This window comes from Georgenia thermotolerans (genome assembly GCF_009193185.1).
Classification (GTDB): Bacteria; Actinomycetota; Actinomycetes; order Actinomycetales; family Actinomycetaceae; genus Georgenia; species Georgenia thermotolerans.
Genome location: NZ_VUKF01000033.1, coordinates 13890 through 31700, shown reverse-complemented (window position 1 = coordinate 31700; position 17811 = coordinate 13890). Strand labels below are relative to the sequence as shown.

12 protein-coding genes are annotated in these 17811 nt (G+C 73.7%); 6 read left to right on the top strand and 6 right to left on the bottom strand.

Going from position 1 to position 17811, the window contains the following annotated elements; genetic code table 11:
• Positions 1-129 precede the first annotated feature (129 nt).
• Positions 130-825, top strand: a complete 696-nt coding sequence (locus tag GD970_RS15120; RefSeq protein ID WP_152203730.1) for a hypothetical protein — start codon at positions 130-132, stop codon at positions 823-825.
• Positions 826-946: 121 nt separating this feature from the next.
• On the opposite strand, the gene GD970_RS15115 is transcribed toward GD970_RS15120, so the two are convergent.
• The 4 genes from GD970_RS15115 to GD970_RS15100 form a co-directional block, all read right to left on the bottom strand.
• Entirely contained in the window at positions 947-2344 is a 1398-nt protein-coding gene (locus tag GD970_RS15115) for a glycoside-pentoside-hexuronide (GPH):cation symporter (RefSeq protein ID WP_152203729.1), read from the bottom strand.
• A gap of 183 nt (positions 2345-2527) precedes the next feature.
• On the bottom strand, positions 2528-3571 hold the full coding sequence (locus GD970_RS15110) for a hypothetical protein (protein WP_226925373.1): 1044 nt from the start codon (positions 3569-3571) through the stop codon (positions 2528-2530).
• On the bottom strand, positions 3564-4523 hold the full coding sequence (gene dapD, locus GD970_RS15105) for a 2,3,4,5-tetrahydropyridine-2,6-dicarboxylate N-succinyltransferase (protein ID WP_152203728.1): 960 nt from the start codon (positions 4521-4523) through the stop codon (positions 3564-3566). Before dapD ends, GD970_RS15110 begins: the two co-directional genes overlap by 8 nt.
• A gap of 164 nt (positions 4524-4687) precedes the next feature.
• The gene (locus GD970_RS15100; protein WP_211489802.1) at positions 4688-5581 is read right to left on the bottom strand and encodes an NUDIX hydrolase; all 894 of its coding nucleotides are present in this window, start codon (positions 5579-5581) and stop codon (positions 4688-4690) included.
• An 882-nt stretch (positions 5582-6463) separates the two neighbouring features.
• Here GD970_RS15100 and betT point away from each other — a divergent pair.
• The 3 genes from betT to GD970_RS15085 are packed head-to-tail and all read left to right on the top strand — an operon-like array spanning position 6464 to position 11582.
• Positions 6464-8509, top strand: coding sequence for a choline BCCT transporter BetT (betT, locus tag GD970_RS15095; RefSeq protein WP_226925377.1), 2046 nt, complete (start codon positions 6464-6466; stop codon positions 8507-8509).
• The gene (locus GD970_RS15090) at positions 8509-9984 is read left to right on the top strand and encodes an aldehyde dehydrogenase family protein (RefSeq protein ID WP_152203726.1); all 1476 of its coding nucleotides are present in this window, start codon (positions 8509-8511) and stop codon (positions 9982-9984) included. The genes betT and GD970_RS15090 overlap by 1 nt, the downstream gene beginning before the upstream one ends.
• Positions 9985-9995: 11 nt before the next feature.
• Entirely contained in the window at positions 9996-11582 is a 1587-nt protein-coding gene (locus GD970_RS15085; RefSeq protein WP_152203725.1) for a GMC family oxidoreductase, read from the top strand.
• Positions 11583-11669: 87 nt separating this feature from the next.
• Here the strand turns inward: GD970_RS15085 and GD970_RS15080 are convergent, their stop codons facing one another.
• Entirely contained in the window at positions 11670-13517 is a 1848-nt protein-coding gene (locus GD970_RS15080; protein ID WP_152203724.1) for an acetyl/propionyl/methylcrotonyl-CoA carboxylase subunit alpha, read from the bottom strand.
• A 310-nt stretch (positions 13518-13827) separates the two neighbouring features.
• Here GD970_RS15080 and GD970_RS15075 point away from each other — a divergent pair, with 310 nt between their 5' ends.
• Positions 13828-14658, top strand: a complete 831-nt coding sequence (locus tag GD970_RS15075) for a uracil-DNA glycosylase (protein WP_319593467.1) — start codon at positions 13828-13830, stop codon at positions 14656-14658.
• Positions 14659-14694: 36 nt separating this feature from the next.
• On the opposite strand, the gene GD970_RS15070 is transcribed toward GD970_RS15075, so the two are convergent.
• On the bottom strand, positions 14695-15681 hold the full coding sequence (locus tag GD970_RS15070; protein WP_152203722.1) for a diaminopimelate dehydrogenase: 987 nt from the start codon (positions 15679-15681) through the stop codon (positions 14695-14697).
• 272 nt (positions 15682-15953) lie between these two features.
• On the opposite strand from GD970_RS15070, the gene GD970_RS15065 reads away from it, so the two are divergent.
• Entirely contained in the window at positions 15954-17621 is a 1668-nt protein-coding gene (locus GD970_RS15065) for a transposase (RefSeq protein WP_152203721.1), read from the top strand.
• Positions 17622-17811 lie beyond the last annotated feature (190 nt).

Genomic DNA, 17811 nt, shown 5'->3' with positions numbered 1-17811 from the left:
GCATCGATACGGACCACTGCGGCGGCAACGGCGCGAGACCCGGGGCCGATCCGGCGCCACCCGGTCGCTCCCTAGCGTCGGTCCCGACCAGCAGGACGTGCTGGACCCCCCGTGAGACGGAGACCGAACATGAAGACCTACGCCCGCTTCTACCGCAGCGTCGTCGCCGTGAGCCTGGCGCTCTGCGCGATCCTGACCACCGTCAGCGTGCTGCTCATGCCGCCCTTCGAGGGCGGCTACGTGCAGCACCTGCAGGCGGTCGCCGACGCCGGCGCGAGCGCCACCGTCTCGGCGCTGGCCTTCACCCTGTCCCAGCTCCCCTTCATCATCGGTCTGGTCGGCGTGGCGCACCTCGCGCGGCGCGGCGCGCCGGTGCTGGCCGGGCTCGGTGGCGCCCTGGCAGTGCTCGGCGGCTTCGGGCACGCCGTGTACGGCGGGGTCAGCACCGTCATCCTGGTCATGGCCGCAGACCCGGCGAACTACGAGGCGCACGCCGCGGTGCTCGCCGCCGGGGAGGGCGGGGTCCAGGTCCCGTTCCTGCTGTTGGGCCTGGCCGGAACCGTTCTCGGCACCATCCTGATCGCCGTCGGGCTGCTGCGGGCCAAGGTGGGTCCGGCGTGGCTGCCGTGGGTGCTGATCGGGTTCGTCCTGGTGGAGTTCGTGGGCACCAACTTCAGCGACTGGGCCACCGTCGCCTCGGGCGTCCTGTTCCTCCTCGGCTTCCTGACGCTGGCGGCCGTCGTGACCCGGAGCGACGTTCGGGAGTGGTCCGCCGCGGCCGACGAGATCCCGGCACCGGTCGGAGCCGCAATGGTGCGTCCCTGAGCGAGGGCGCGCGGCCGCGTGGCGGCATGGCGTTCGCCTGCAGCACTCGGTCGGCACCACCGCGGCACCGTGCTGGCGACGTCGCGGTTCAGGTGCCGGTGGGCGACGGCGAGCCGGGCCGTCAGTCCGCCGGCGCCTCGCCGGACCCGGCGCTGCGGGTGCGCGTGGCCCGCCGCGCGACGACCTCGCCGAGCATCTGCCGGAACCGTGCCTCCGAGAGCGGGTACGTGAGCATCACCACCGCGCCGAGCCCGACGAAGATCGTCGGGGCGAAGCCGGTGAGGTACCGGATGGCGGTGAGCGACTCCTGCCGCTGCGTCGCGGCGCCGGCCACGTAGCCGCTGACGCCCAGCCCCCACGCGGCCAGGCCGCCGCCGATGCCTTGGCCGACCTTGCGGGTGAAGGAGAGCGCGGCGTAGTTGCTGCCCTCGGTGCGCACCCCGGCGTCCCACTCCCCGTACTCGACGGTGTCCGCCTCCAGCGCCCACATGAGCGCCTGGATCGCGGCGATGCCCAGGCCGTAGACGCCGAAGGAGACGATCGCGGCGACGGGCGCGGCCGGCGGGCTGAGCGCGATGCCGATGCCGCCGACGGCGGTGAGCAGCCCCGCGGCGATGTACGCCTGCTTCTTGCCGAAGCGGCCCACCAGCCGGGGCACCACCGGCACCATGGCGAACTGGCCGAGCACGGTCATCACCGTCAGGGCGATGGTGAAGTTGGCGTTCCCCAGCACGTCACGGGCGTAGTAGACCTGGGTGGTCTGGAGCACGAACATCCCGGTGAGCACGAGGATCGCGCTGAGGCACAGGATCACCAGCGGGCGGTTACGGCCGATCGCCGCAAGGGTCTGGCGCAGCGTCACGGGCGCGGCGTCGCGCGGCACGGTTTCGCGTACCGTGCGGAACAGCGTGACGTACAGGGCCAGGCCGACCACGCCGAAGGCGATCATCACCGTGGTGAAGGAGCGCTGCAGGTTCGGCGAGGTCTGGATCTGCGGGGCGACGACGAACGCGAGCACCACGGTGGCCAGCGCCTGGCCCACGGCCCGGTAGCTGCTCAACCGTGCCCGCTCCTGGGGCAGCTCCGTCATCGCGGAGGCCACCGACCCGTACGGGATGTTCACGAAGCTGTAGGCGAGGCCGAAGACGGCGTAGCTCACCAGCGCGTACAGCGCCGCCCCGCTGGCGGAGAGCCCGCCGGGCACCGAGAACAGGGCGACGCCGAGCAGCATCAGCGGCGCCCCGCAGAAGAGGAAGTACGGGCGGAAGCGTCCCCAGCGGGTGGTGGTGAGGTCGACGAACCGGCCGGCGACGAGGTCGGTGACCGCCTGCCACACCCGGACCACGAGGAGGATCGCGCCCGCGACCGCGGCGCTGAGGCCGACGACGTCGGTGTAGTACAGCAGCAGGAACAACGACGCCATCATGAACGTCAGGTTGTTCGCCGCGTCGCCGCCGGCGTAGCCGAGGTAGTCCCGGGTGGTCAGGTCCCGCGGCCGGCCCGGTGCCTCGGTGCTCACGTCCACACCCCCGATCGGCGAGGCGCGCACGGGAGGGGCGCGTGCGCGCCAGTGGCACCCTAAACCGGGCGGCAGGAGGGCCGCCGCTGGAGGGCAGCTTCGGATGTCCGCCGCGCGCGCCGGTGCTGGTCATGACCCCGGAGTCAGCCGATGATCACCGCCCCGGCGCGGCGCCCGCGATCGTCAGCCGATGATGACGATCCCCGGTGGCGCGCCGGTGACGGCGTCGTGCAGCCCGGTGGGCAGGCCCGCGCGCTCCACCGGCAGCCAGGCGGCGTCGTCGCCGTCGTCGCGCACCCACACGTGCCCGTCGACGCCGACCACCCGCGCCCCGGTGGCGCTCGCGGTCGCGACCGCCCACTGCGCCACCGCCCAGGCGCGCCGCTCGGGCTCCGGGTCCCGCCCGGCCGGCAGCGACGTGGCGTCCACCTGGAGCACCCCGGGGGCGACCACCGAGGCGCCGATCTGGACGAAGTCGCGGTCGAGGCGCTGCTGGATGACGGCGAGCCGGGCCGGCGGGGTGGCGCCGGCGATCGGGCCGGCGCTCGACGGCGCGGCGGCCCCGGCCGGGACCGCGCCGGCCGCGGAGCCGTCCGCCGCGGAGGCGTCGTCGGACACCGGGTCCAGGTGGCACGTCAGCGCGCCGGGGGAGTAGCCGGTCAGCGCCGAGGCGAACGGCCGGCTGCGGCTCTCGTGCTGAGCGTAGGCGTTGGGGAAGGCCGAGCGCTGCACCCGCTGGGCGGCGTCGGTGATCTCCTGGCCCTCCCAGTCCTGGACGGTGACGAGCACGTCGTAGAACGCGTTGGTGGAGTACACCGGGTCCATGATCTCGGCGACCGTGCCCCACCCCTGGGAGGGGCGCTGCTGGAAGAGGCCGACCGAGTCGCGGTCGCCGTAGTCGATGTTGCGCATCTTCGACTCCTGCAGCGCGGTGGCGATCGCGATCGTCACCGCCCGCGCGGGCAGCTCGCGGTGCGCGGCCAGGGCGGCGAACAGTGCGGCGTTGTCCGCCTGGTCGGCGTCGAGGCGGGCGCTGCCGCCGTCGGGCAGGGCGACCAGGCAGGTGCCCGACGCCGAGCGGGGCACGAGGGCGTTGAGGGCGAGAACGACGCCGGTGATCGCCACCGCCAGCGCCGCCAGGACGAGCACGGCCCCGCCGGCGCAGCCGCGGGCGCGCCGGGACGTGCGCACCCGGCCGCGCGCACCGGCCCCGCGACCTCTAGGCATGCAGGGCGGCGTTGAGCTCCACCCCGGTGCCCTGACGCGGGATGGCCTCCACGGCCCCGGAGAGGGAGTTGCGGCGGAAGAGCAGGTTGTCCTGGCCGGACAGCTCGCGGGCGGCGACCACGGGCGGCTCGCTGAGCTGGCCCCGGTCGGGGCGGGTGCCGCCGCCGGTGATCACGGAGACCTTGGTGCCGGCGGTGAGGTAGAGCCCGGCCTCGACGACGCAGTCGGCGCCGAGGGAGATGCCCAGGCCGGCGTTGGCGCCGAGCAGGGACCGCTCGCCGACGGAGATGATCTGCTTCCCGCCGCCGGAGAGGGTGCCCATGATCGAGGCGCCGCCGCCGATGTCGGCGCCGTCGGCGACGACGACGCCCTGGGAGATCCGGCCCTCGACCATGGACCGGCCCAGCGTGCCGGCGTTGAAGTTGACGAAGCCCTCGTGCATGACAGTGGTGCCGGGGGCGAGGTGCGCGCCCAGGCGCACCCGGTCGCCGTCGGCGATGCGGACCCCGGCGGGGACGACGTAGTCGACCATGCGGGGGAACTTGTCCACGCCGTAGACCGTCACGCCGCCCCGGGCGCGCAGCCGGGCGCGGGTGGCCTCGAAGCCGTCGACGGCGCACGGCCCCCGGGAGGTCCACACCACGGTGGGCAGCACGCCGAAGATGCCGTCGAGGTTCAGGCTGTTCGGCCGGACGAGCGTGTGCGAGAGCAGGTGCAGCCGCAGGTAGGCGTCGGCCACGGAGGCGGGGGCGGCGTCGAGGTCGATCTCGGTGCGCACCACCTCCGTGCGCACCGTGCGGGCCTCGTCGGGGCCCGCGGCGGCGGTCAACTCCGCCGGGGCCGTCGCGTCCTGTGGGGTGCCGAGCGCCGGGCTGGGGTACCACACGTCGAGGGTGTCGCCGGAGTCGGTGATGGTGGCCAGTCCAAAGGCCCAGGCGGTGCGCTCGGTCATGGGCCCCAGATTACGTGGGAGCGCCGACGTGCCCGCGGCGCGTCTCGCCGCTGTGAGCGGGCTCGCACTCGCGTCCCGCCCCTCACCATGAGGGAGGGCCGGCCGGTCGGCTCGGCACAACCGGGCCGGCGGCAAGGTCCGTCATCACCACGACGGCCGACGGGTCAGTTCCGCACGACCCGCGGCCCGAGCGTCCGGGCGCCCAGCTCCCGCACCCGCGCGCCCAGCTCGCGGTCCGCGGTGGTCACGGCGACGTCCGTGGCGGGGTCGGCGTGGGCGCGCCGCGCCTCGGCCACCGCGGCGACGACGGCGTCGTCCCCGCTGCCGTCGGCGGTCACCACCCGCACGCCGTCGACCGCCGTGACGCCGCGTGCCGCGCCCTCGGTGACGAGCACGACCTCGGGGTACCACCGGTCCCCGGGCAGCTCGACGTCGTCGGCGTCCACGCCGTGGCGGGCGAGGTCGGCGAGGTGGTCGCGCAGGCGGACGGTGGCGCTGTGCCGGTCGGCCCACCAGCCGTCGGGCCGGGAGCCGACGACGTTGGCGGCGTCGACGACCAGGACCAGGCGGCGCAGCATGGTGCGCAGCTCGGGCACGGCGTCGGCGAAGGCGGGCAGCAGCGGGTGGTCCTCGAGCGCGGCGAGGTCCACCCAGCGCATCTCCAGGCTCTCCGGGTCACCGACCCGGGGCTCGAAGGGGCCCGTCGCCTCGGCGAGCACGGTCGTGTACGCCCAGTCGGGGTGGAGCAGGGCGCGGGTGGCGCGCACGCGCAGCTGCCCCGGGTCGACCCCGGCCTCCTCGCCGGCCTCGCGCACCGCGCCGTGCAGGGCGCTCTCGCCGTCGCGGATCGCCCCGCCGGGCAGGCCCCAAGTGCCGCCGTGGTGCGACCACAGCGCGCGGTGCTGCAGCACCAGCTGGGGGCCGTCGGCGCCGGCGCGCCAGAGCAGCAGCCCGGCGGCGCCGTTGAGGCCCCAGTGCTGGTGCCCGCAGGCGCAGTCCACCCAGCCGTCGCCGGGCTGGCGGTGCACCCGGGAGTCGGGCGGGCGGTGGATCGTCACCGGCCCAGCCTGGCACAGCCCGTGGAGGAGGTGAGGTCGGGACGGTGCCGGGACACGCGGCCGTGCGGGACGGGTTTCGGGGCAGGCGGGCGTCGGGGCGGCGCGGGGCAGGCGCGCACCGGGCGGGGCGCGAGGGACGGGGCATGCGCACGGATCGTGAGACTGGTCGCATCCGGACGCACGAACCCAGGTGGCGTCCGAAACCGCGGGGCCGAGGCGAGCGGCAATCCGGACGCCCCCGCTGAGCAGTCGGGATGCGCCAGCCGGGTGCCCATGACGGCCCGTGGTTCCACCGCGACCGGCCCCATAGGCGCGCGGCGCTTCCGTCACGAACTTTAGGGAAAAGAGTCCGGTATGGGTAAAGTCGTGGGCCGTTGAGCGGGCCCCGGGGCAGGACAGCACTGCCGAGGGCCCGCCGCGCCCAGCCAGCCGGGGCCTGCCCGCGCACCCCGCGCGGGGCCCTGGAGCGGCGCGACCACCGAGCGCGATGTCGACGCGCCCCGCGCGACACCCAGCGCATCAGACCGAGAAGACGCACGCAACCGAGAGCACACGGAACCAAGGACGATGAGCCAGACCAGACCTCCCGTGCCCGAACGGGCCAAGCCCTCCAGCGATGCCGAGACAGGGCCGCCCGCCGCGAGGGCGGTGCCGCCGGAACCCCTCACCGGCGCGGCACCGGCGGGTTCGACGACGGCGCCGATGCCACCGAGCACCGCGCACACCCCGCCCCCCACGCCTGCGCTGAAGCCCACCCGGCCGGCGCAAGGCCCGCCGTCGGCCCGCGCGACAGCGGCCGACAAGACGGCGCCGCGGCCCGCACGCAGCGAGGCCCCGCCGCAGACCACCGCGGAGACGGCAACGGAGCCGGTGACGACGAACATGCGGGTCTTCGTCCCCTCCGCCGTCGGGATCCTCGCCATCGCGCTGTGGGCGATCGTCGCCCCGGACCACGCCGCGACGGTCATCGGCTCGATGGTGTCGTGGGTGTCGAAGAACCTCGGCTGGTACTACATCCTCACCGCCACGATCGCCGTCGTCTTCGTCGTCTTCGTCGCGGCCTCGCGCGTGGGCCGCACCAAGCTGGGCCCGGACCACTCCAAGCCCCAGTACTCGCTGTTCTCCTGGACCGCGATGCTCTTCGCGGCGGGCATCGGCATCGACCTCATGTTCTTCTCCGTCGCCGAGCCCGTCACCCAGTACTACGGGCCCCCGGCCGGCCAGGGGGAGACCCTCGAGGCGGCGCGGCAGGCCGTGGTCTGGACGCTGTTCCACTACGGCATCACCGGCTGGGCGATGTACGCCCTCATGGGCATGGCCTTCGGCTACTTCGCCTACCGGTTCAACATGCCGCTGAGCATCCGCTCGGCGCTGTACCCGATCATCGGCAAGCGGGTGCACGGCGTGGCCGGCGACGCCGTCGACACCGCCGCCATGCTGGGCACGATCTTCGGCATCGCGACGTCGCTGGGCATCGGCGTCGTCCAGCTCAACTTCGGCCTGAAGATCCTCTTCGGCGTCGAGGAGGGGCTCGCCGCCCAGATCGCGCTCATCACGCTGGCCGTCATCATGGCCACCATCTCCGCCGTGGTGGGCATCGACAAGGGCATCCGGCGGCTGTCGGAGCTCAACGTCTTCCTCGCCATCGGCCTGATGCTCTACATCACCGTCACCGGCAAGACCGCGTTCCTGCTCGACGCGCTGGTGCTGAACATCGGCGACTACCTCGGCGGCTTCGCCGACATGACGCTGAACACCTTCGCCTTCGACCGCCCGGACGAGTGGATGAACGGCTGGACGCTGTTCTTCTGGGCCTGGTGGATCGCCTGGGCGCCCTTCGTCGGGCTGTTCCTGGCCCGCATCTCGCGCGGCCGCACCATCCGGCAGTTCGTCGTCGCCACCCTGACCGTGCCGTTCCTGTTCATCCTCGTGTGGCTGTCCGTGTTCGGGAACAGCGCCCTGGACGTGGTGCTGGCCGGCAACGACGCGTTCGGGCAGGTGGCGATGAACCAGCCGGAGCGGGCCTTCTACTCCCTGCTCGAGCAGTACCCGGGCGCCCCGCTGCTCATCGGGGTCGCCACCTTCACCGGCCTGCTCTTCTACGTCACCAGCGCCGACTCCGGCTCGCTCGTGATGTCGACCTTCACGTCGCGGATCAAGGACCCGGGCAAGGACGGGCCGAACTGGCTGCGGATCTTCTGGTCCGTCGCGACCGGCGTCCTGACCCTGGGGATGCTCATGGTCGGCGGCGTCGCCACCCTGCAGTCGGCGACCATCATCATGGGGCTGCCGTTCTCGGTGGTGATGTACCTGATCATGGCCGGCCTGTACAAGTCGTTGCGGATCGAGGCGGCGCTGGCCGAGAGCCTCCACACGTCCCTGCCCGGCGCGCTCTCGGGACGGGCCGTCGCCGGGCCGCAGCGCAGCTGGCGGCAGCGCCTGGCGCGGTCGATGAGCTACCCCGGACCCGCCCAGGCCCAGCGCTACATGAACCTCGTCGCGCTGCCCGCCGTGCAGGAGGTCGCCGCCGAGCTGCGCACCCAGGGCGCCGTCGTCGAGCTCACCAACGGCACGGTCGAGGGCGCGGGCTGCAGCCAGGTCACCCTCACGGTCGTCCTGGCCGACGACCCCGACTTCCGCTACCAGATCTACCCCGTCGAGCACGTCACGCCGACCTACGCCCCACGGGCCCAGGGCCGGAACCAGACGTACTACCGGCTCGAGGTCTTCTCGATGACCGGCAGCCACGGCTACGACCTCATGGGTTACACCAAGGACCAGGTCATCACCGACGTCCTGGACCAGTACGAGCGACACCTCGAGTTCCTCCACCTCCAGCGCGACTTCACCGGGTCGGCCATGGCCGACCAGGCCGACGCGCCGGAGGACTGGAACGCCGACTTCGCGATGGAGGAGAGCAAGAACTGATGACGAACACCCTGTTCATCGACGGACGGTGGGTCCCGGCCGCAAGCGGCGAGACCCGCGAGATCCGCAACCCCGCCGACGGCGAGCTCGTCGGGGTCGTGGCCGAGGCCGGCGCCGAGGACACCGAGGCGGCGATCGCCGCCGCCCGCGCCGCCTTCGACGGCGGCGCCTGGCGCGCCGTCCCGGCCCCCGAGCGCGGCGACTTCCTGCTCAAGGTCGCCGACCGGCTGCGCGAGCGCAAGGCGGAGTTCGCCCGCGCCGAGTCCCTCGACACCGGCAAGCGGCTGGTCGAGAGCGAGATCGACATGGACGACATCGCCGCCTGCTTCGCCTACTTCGGCAAGCTCGCCGGGCTCGAGGCCGGCCGCCTGGTCGACGCCGGGGACGCCGACGTCGTCTCCCGCATCGTCTACGAGCCGATCGGCGTCTGCGGCCTCATCACGCCGTGGAACTACCCGCTGCTGCAGGCGGCGTGGAAGATCGCCCCGGCCCTGGCCGCGGGCAACGCCTTCGTCCTCAAGCCCTCCGAGCTCACCCCGCACACCGCGATCCTCATGATGCAGGTGCTCGACGAGCTCGGGCTGCCCGCCGGCGTGGCCAACCTCGTCCTGGGCGCCGGTGCCACCGCCGGGGCGCCCCTGTCGTCCCACCCCGACGTCGACATGGTCTCCTTCACGGGCGGCCTGGAGACGGGCAAGGTGATCGCCGCGGCCGCGGCCGGCACCGTGAAGAAGGTGGCCCTCGAGCTCGGCGGGAAGAACCCCAATGTCATCTTCGCCGACGCCGACTTCGACGCCGCCGTGGACAACGCCCTCAACGGCGCCTTCGTCCACTCCGGCCAGGTCTGCTCCGCCGGCGCCCGGATCATCGTCCAGGACACCATCGCCGAGCGCTTCGTCGACGAGCTCGTCCGCCGCGCCCAGGGCATCCGGCTCGGCGGGCCGTTCGACGAGGCCGCCGAGACCGGCCCGCTCATCTCCGCCGCCCACCGCGACAAGGTCACCGCCTACGTCGAGCAGGCCGTCGCCGAGGGCGCCCGGGTGCGCTGCGGCGGCGCCTGGGGCGAGGGCGAGCTGGCCAAGGGCTACTACTACCTGCCCACCGTGCTCGACAACGTCCGCCGGGGCATGTCCGCCGTGCGCGACGAGGCCTTCGGCCCGGTGGTGACCGTGGAGACCTTCTCCGACGAGGACGAGGCCGTCGCCACGGCCAACGACACGCACTACGGGCTGGCGGGCGCGGTGTGGACCCAGGACGCCGGCCGCGCCCAGCGCGTCGCCGGGCGGCTGCGCCACGGGACGGTGTGGATCAACGACTTCCACCCGTACCTGCCCCAGGCCGAGTGGGGCGGCTTCGGCCAGTCGGGGGTGGGTCGCGAGCTCGGCCCCACCGGCCTGGCGGAGTACCAGGAGGCCAAGCACGTCTACCACAACACCCGGCCGCAGGTCACCGGGTGGTTCGAGGACCGCAAGTGAAGGAGCAGAGCGTGAACGAGAGCACCTACGACTACGTGGTGGTCGGCGGCGGGTCGGCCGGCGCCGTCGTCGCCGCCCGGCTGAGCGAGGACCCCGACGTCCAGGTGGCCCTCCTCGAGGCCGGCCCCACCGACGTCGGACTCGATGTCGTCCTCCAGCTCGACCGGTGGATGGAGCTGCTCGAGTCCGGGTACGACTGGGACTACCCGATCGAGCCGCAGGAGAACGGCAACTCCTTCATGCGCCACGCCCGCGCCAAGGTGCTGGGCGGGTGCTCCTCGCACAACTCCTGCATCGCCTTCTGGCCCCCGCGGGAGGACCTGGACGAGTGGGAGGCCAAGCACGGCGCCGCCGGCTGGGGCGCCGAGCACACCCTCCCGCTGGTCACCAAGCTCGAGACGAACGAGGACGACGGCCCGCTCCACGGCAAGGACGGCCCGGTGCGCCTGATGAACGTCCCGCCCACGGACCCGTGCGGCGTGGCGTTGCTGGACGCCTGCGAGCAGGCGGGCATCCCGCGGGCGACGTTCAACACCGGCGAGACCGTGGTCAACGGCGCGAACTTCTTCCAGATCAACCGCCGCCCGGACGGCACCCGGTCCTCCTCCTCGGTGTCCTACCTCCACCCGATCCTGGACCGGGAGAACCTGCACGTCCTCACCGGCACCTGGGCCAAGAAGCTCGTGCTCGACGCGGACAACCGCTGCACCGGCGTAGAGGTGACCGACAATGCCTTCGGCCGCACCAAGGTCATCAACGCCCGCCGCGAGGTGATCGTCTCCACCGGCGCCATCGACACCCCCAAGCTGCTCATGCTCTCGGGCATCGGCCCCGCCGAGCACCTGCGCGAGGTCGGGATCGACGTCGTCGTGGACGCTCCCGGCGTCGGGGCGAACCTGCAGGACCACCCCGAGGGCGTCATCCAGTGGGCGGCCAAGAAGCCCATGCCGACCTCCTCGACCCAGTGGTGGGAGATCGGCATCTTCACGCCCACCGAGGAGGGCCTGGACCGTCCGGACCTGATGATGCACTACGGGTCCGTGCCGTTCGACATGCACACCCTGCGCCAGGGCTACCCGACGACGGAGAACGGCTTCTGCCTGACCCCCAACGTCACCCACGCCCGTTCGCGCGGCACGGTGCGTCTGCGCAGCAAGGACTTCCGCGACAAGCCGATGGTCGACCCTCGGTACTTCACCGACCCGCACGACATGCGGGTGATGATCGCCGGCATCCGCAAGGCCCGCGAGATCGTCGCCCAGCCGGCGATGGCCGAGTGGGCGGGGGAGGAGCTCTACCCCGGCACAGACGTCCAGACCGACGAGCAGCTCGCGGACTACATCCGCCGCACCCACAACACCGTCTACCACCCGGTCGGCACGGTGCGCATGGGGGCGCCAGAGGACCCGATGTCCCCGCTCGACCCCGAGCTGCGGGTCAAGGGCGTCAGCGGCCTGCGCGTCGCCGACGCCTCGATCATGCCCGAGCACACCACGGTCAACCCCAACATCACCGTGATGATGATCGGCGAGAAGTGCGCCGAGATGGTCAAGGCCGCCCGCGCGGCCGGGCCGGTCGAGGTCGCCGCGACCGCCTGATCGCCGGCCGCGACGCGAACCGCCCGGACGCCCCGCTGGGGCTCCGGGCGGTTCGTCGTCGGTGGCGTGCCGAGTGCCGGTACGGCGTCAGTTCGCCGAGGAGGCGTCGTCCAGCGGGTCGATCTGGCAGATCACGGCGCCGGTGGCGACGTTCTGCCCGACGGCGGCCGCCATGCCGTGCACGCGCCCGGCGCGGTGGGCCACCAGGGGCTGCTCCATCTTCATCGCCTCGAGGACGACGACGAGGTCGCCCTCGGCGACCAGCTCGCCGTCGGCCACCGCGACCTTGACGATCGTGCCCTGCATGGGCGAGGTCAGCGAGGCGCCGTTGCCGCCGTTGGCGGCGGACCCGCCCGAGCGCGCGGCGCGGCGGGCCGGCCGGCGGGCGGCGCCGCGCGGCCCGGCGGAGATCCCCAGGCCGGCGGGGATGACCACCTCGAGCCGCTTGCCGCCCACCTCGACGACGACGCGCTCGGTGGCCTCCGCCGCGCCCTCCTCCTCGGCCGGGGCCGGCGTCGCCGGGGCGGCCTTGGGCAGCTCGCGCAGCTTCTCGGCGTAGTCGGTCTCGATCCAGGTGGTGTGCACCCGGAAGTCCTCCGCCCGCTCGGCGGTGAAGTCCGGCTCGGTCAGCACGCTGCGGTGGAACGGCAGCACGGTGGGCAGGCCGACGATCTCGGTCTCGCGCAGCGCCCGACGGGCCCGCTCGAGCGCCTCGGCGCGGGTGGCGCCGGTGAAGATCAGCTTGGCGAGCAGGGAGTCGAAGGCGCCGGAGACGACGTCCCCGGCCACCACGCCGGCGTCGACCCGCACGCCCGGTCCTGACGGCCAGGTCAGGGAGGCGATGGCACCGGGGGCGGGCATGAAGTTCGAGGCGGGGTCTTCGCCGTTGATGCGCAGCTCGATGGAGTGCCCGCGGGTGGCGACCTCGGTGTAGCCGAGCTCCTCGCCGGCGGCCACGCGCAGCTGCTCGCGCACCAGGTCCAGCCCGGCGACCTCTTCGCTGACCGGGTGCTCCACCTGCAGGCGGGTGTTGACCTCGAGGAAGGAGATGGTGCCGTCCTGGCCCACGAGGAACTCGCAGGTGCCGGCGCCCACGTACCCGGCCTCGCGCAGGATCGCCTGCGAGGCACGCACGAGCGTGGCCTCCTGCTCGGCGCTGAGGAAGGGCGCGGGCGCCTCCTCGACGAGCTTCTGGTGGCGCCGCTGCAGCGAGCAGTCGCGGGTGGAGACGACGACGACGTTGCCGGCGGCGTCGGCCAGGCACTGGGTCTCCACGTGGCGGGGGCGGTCGAGGAAGCGCTCGACGAAGCACTCGCCGCGCCCGAACGCGGCCAGCGCCTCGCGCACGGCCGACTCGTACAGCTGGGGGATCTCCTCGCGGGTGCGGGCGACCTTGAGGCCGCGCCCGCCGCCGCCGAACGCGGCCTTGATGGCCACCGGCAGGCCATGCGCGTCGGCGAAGGCGAGCACCTCCTCGGCCCCGGAGACCGGGTCGGCGGTGCCGGGCACCAGGGGCGCGCCGACCTTCTGGGCGATGTGCCGGGCGGTGACCTTGTCGCCCAGGGCGGCGATGGCGGCCGGCGGCGGCCCGATCCACACGAGCCCGGCGTCGAGGACGGCCTGGGCGAACTCGGCGTTCTCGGACAGGAAGCCGTAGCCGGGGTGGACCGCGTCGGCGCCGGAGCGGCGGGCGACGTCGAGCAGCTTGCCGGCGTCGAGGTAGGTCTCGGCCGCCCGCTGGCCGTGCAGGGCGTAGGCCTCGTCGCTGAGCTTGACGTGCAGGGCGTTGCGGTCGGAGTCGGCGTACACCGCCACGGTGGCGATGCCGGCGTCGGCGCAGGCCCGGGCCACCCGCACGGCGATCTCGCCGCGGTTGGCGATGAGCACCTTCGTGAGCCGGCGGCGCTGGCTCGGCTGGCTCGAGGTGCTCGTCATGGACAACTCCTGTTCTGGCCCGGATCCGGGCGCCGGTGATGATCGTTAGGGGGGCGGCCGGGGGCCGCCGGGCAGCGGTGGCAGCGGGGCGGGGTGCGCCCCGGTGGGACCGTGCTCGGGCTACGTTAGCCGGGGGCGGCGCGGCCCTCCTATTTCGGCATGGGCCTGGCCGTCAAGATTGTCCATGTGGCCAAGCCGTGGCGGCCGGGGTTGTCGCGTGTCTACAACTCGTGGGGGCCAGGCGGCGGCCGGACCCGGGCGTCTTGGTAGCAGGTGCACAAAAGCCGGCGACGGCGGCAGGATGGCGAGCGTGCCCGACGACCTGCGTCCCCATCCCTTCACCGGCCAGCTCTTCCCCTCCCCGGTGCCCCCGGGCACCGGCTGGCCCGGCGACCCGGCGGGCCCCGCCACCCCGGTGGCCCGCTCCGCCGCCGAGGCCGAGCGCCTCGCCCGCGGGGCGGACGACGTCGCCGAGCTCGACGCGCGAGTCTCCGTCTGCCGGGCCTGCCCGCGCCTGGTGGCCTGGCGCGAGGCGGTCGCCACGACCGGACGCCGGGCCTCCTTCGCCGACCAGCCCTACTGGGGGCGCCCCGGGCCCGGCTTCGGCGACCCGCGGCCCCGGGTGCTCGTCGTGGGCCTGGCGCCCGCGGCGAACGGCACGAACCGCACCGGCCGGATGTTCACCGGCGACCGCAGCGGCGACTGGATCTACGCCGCCCTCTACCGCGCCGGCTACGCCACCCAGCCCACCAGCACCTCCGCGGCCGACGGCCTCGAGCTGCGCGGGGCGCGCATCGTGGCCGCCGTGCGCTGCGCCCCGCCGGGCAACAAGCCCACCCCGGAGGAACGCGCCACGTGCGGGCACTGGCTGGACCGCGACCTCGAGCTCGTCGCGCCCGGGCTGCGCTCCATGCTCGCCCTGGGCGCGATCGGCTGGGACGCCGCCCTGGCCAGCGCCCGGCGGCTGGGCTGGGCGGTGCCCCGGCCCAAGCCGCGGTTCGGCCACGGCGCCGAGACGGTGCTTGTCACCCCGGCCGGGCACGAGGTCCGGCTGGTCGGCAGCTACCACGTGAGCCAGCAGAACACCTTCACCGGCAAGCTCACCGAGGAGATGCTCGACGCCGTGCTCGCCCGGCTCTGACCGCGCGACAGGTGGGCCGCTGCTTCCGGGGCGCGCTTAGAGCAGCTCGGCCCGCAGCTGCTCGGCGGACTTGGGTGAGAGCAACCCCGGCGGGACGTCGAAGACCGTCTTGGCGCCGACCTGCCCGGCGGCGTGGAGGCGGGCGGCCGCACGGGCGTAGGCCACCAGCACGCTGGCCGTGAACTCGGGGTTGCTGCCCAGCTCGAGCCGGTACTCCACCACCTGCGCGCTGCCCGCCCCGGTGCTGCCGCTGCGGATGACGAACCCGCCGTGAGGCATCGCGGCGTGGTCGCGGGCCAGCTCCTCGGCGCTGATGAAGCGCACGGTGGTGTCGTAGTCGGCGAAGTAGTGCGGCATCGTGACGATCGCCCGCTCCACCTCGGCGGCGTCGGCCCCCTCCGCGAGGACCACGTAGCACTCGCGGCGGTGCTTCTGCCGGGTCGTCAGCTCCGGGCGCCGGCCGCTGCGCACCGCCTCGATGGCCTCCTCCGAGGGCACGGTGTACTGCACCCCGCCGGCCACGCCGGGCACCCGGCGCACGGCGTCGGAGTGCCCCTGGCTCAGGCCCTTGCCCCAGAAGGTGTACGTCTCCCCGTCGGGCAGCAGGGCCTCGCCCAGGAGCCGGTTGAGGGAGAACATCCCCGGGTCCCAGCCGACCGAGACGATGGCGGTGTGGCCGCCCGCGCGGGCGGCGTCGTCGACCGCGGCGTAGTACTCGGGGATCTTGGCGTGGGTGTCGAAGCTGTCCACGGTGGTGAAGTGGGCGGCCAGGGCGGGGCCGTGCTCGGGAAGGTCCGCCTTCGACCCGCCGCACAGGATCAGCACGTCCACGGCCTCGCGGTGGGCGAGGAGCTCGTCCCAGGGCAGCACCGGCACGTCGGGACGGGGCGGGGCGATCGAGCCGGGGTCGCGGCGGGTGAAGATGCCCACCAGCTCCATGTCCGGGCAGCGCTCGACGGCGGCCGCCACGCCGCGCCCGAGGTTCCCGTACCCGGCGATCCCGATCCTCAGCCGTGCTGCCATGTCGTCCACGTCTCCGTTTCCCTGGGGCGCCGACTCGGCGAGGCGGCGGCTCGTGCGCGCCGGGCTCCCGCGGCACCGGGCCGAGGGGGCGCGCGGCCCTTCTCCGGCGACGGTAACCGCGGCCGGGGGCGCCTGGCGATTCCGTCCGTGAGGCGGCGAACCGGACGAATGCGCGACCCGCCTGCCGCCGCCGGCGGGTGCCGACCTAGGAGACCGCTTAACAATGCGTGTCCCTGGCCGGCGGGTGGGTCGGGGTCAGTAACCCTGGGGTCATGCAGGGGCGGTCGCGGGATCAGCGGGATCTGTTCGACGCGGAGTCGATGGCCGGGGAGTTGCTCGAACCGGGCAGCGTGTTCGCGTTCCTGGCCGAGCACCGGCTGGCTCTGTTCCCGGAGGGGGTGTTCGCGGACCTGTTCCGCTCGGTGAGGGGCCGCCCGTCGGTGCCGGCGGACGTGATCGCCGCGGTGCTGGTGCTCCAGGCCCTGCACGGGTTCTCCGACCGGGAGGCCACCGAGGCGGTCACGTTCGACCTGCGGTGGAAGGCGGCCTGCGGGCTGGGTGTCCAGGCGCCGGCGTTCCACCCGACGACATTGACGTACTGGCGCCGCCGCCTGGCCAAGAGCGAGCGGCCGAACCGGATCTTCGAGGCGATCACCGCGGTCGTGATGGAGACCGGGGTGCTGCGTGGGAAGAACCGGCGGGCGCTGGACTCCACGGTCCTGGAGGACGCGGTCGCCACCCAGGACACCGTCACCCAGCTGATCGCGGCGATCCGCCGGGTCGCCCGCGAGGTCACCGGCGGCAAGGAGGCCGTCGCCGAGCACTGCACCCGGCATGACTACAGCTCGCCGGGCAAGCCGCGGATCGCCTGGGATGACCCGGCGGCCCGCGACGAGCTCGTCTCGGCGCTGGTCACCGACGCCCTGGCGCTGCTGGATCACCTGAACGCCGACGCTCTGGAGGGGGACGAGGCCCAGGTCGTGGCCCTGCTGGCGGTGGTCGCCGGGCAGGACGTCGAGCCTGCCGAGGGCTCGGACGGCACCGACGGGCGCTGGCGCATCGCGCGGCAAGTCGCCTACGACCGGGTCATCTCCACCGTCGGCCCGGAGACCCGTCACGCCCACAAGACCGTGGCCCAGCGGCGCAACGGGTTCAAGGCTCACGTCGTGGTCGAGCCGACCACGGGGCTGGTCACCGCCACGAAGCTGACCAAGGCCGCCGGGCCGGAGTCCGCCGACGGGACCGTCGGGACGGACCTGCTGGCCACCGACACCACGCTGATGCCAGCGCCCACCGAGCACCCCGAGCACGCGGGCGGCGCGGCGGGCGCCGCAGAGGCGGAGGATGCCCCGACGGCCGCAACTGGGGAGAAGGTCCCGACCCGGCAGGTCCCGGTCGAGGTCCTCGCCGACTCCGCTTACGGCACCGGCGAGGCCCTCGCCGCACTTCAGGCGGCTGGGCACACCGCGATCATCAAGCCCTGGCCCCTGCGCCCGGCCGTGCCGGGCGGGTTCACCGTCGAAGACTTCACCGTCGATGAGACCGCCGGCACGGTGACCTGCCCGAACGGGCTGACCCGCACCATCAGTCCCAAGCGCAAGGTCACCTTCGGGGCGGGCTGCCGCGGTTGCCCGCTGTGGGATCGCTGCACGACCTCGGCCCGCGGCCGCAAGCTCGATCTCCATCCTCACGACGGGCTCCAGCGCGCCCACCGCGCCCGGGCCCAGCAGCCCGGGTTCCAGCAGACCTACCGCAGCCTGCGGCCGATGGTCGAACGCTCCATCGCCTGGCTCACCCGCGGCAACCGCAAGGTCCGCTACCGCGGGATCACCAAGAACGATCACTGGCTCCACCGCCGCGCCGCCGCCATCAACCTCAAGCGACTCCTCGCCCTGGGCCTGCACCGCACCGGCGGGACCTGGGTGATGGCCACTGCGTGAAAGGGCCCGCGGTGCCTGGTCCAACACCGGTCGCCGGGCACACAATGGGACCGCGGGCAGGCCCGACCTCGTGTCCAGCCAGGTGCTGTGACCGCCGCCAGACGGCCTTGAGGCGACCTGCCCGCCCACGCCTCACGAGCGCCGAGCCAGAACACGCCCCTTGTTCAGCACTCTCCTAGGGCGCGTCTCC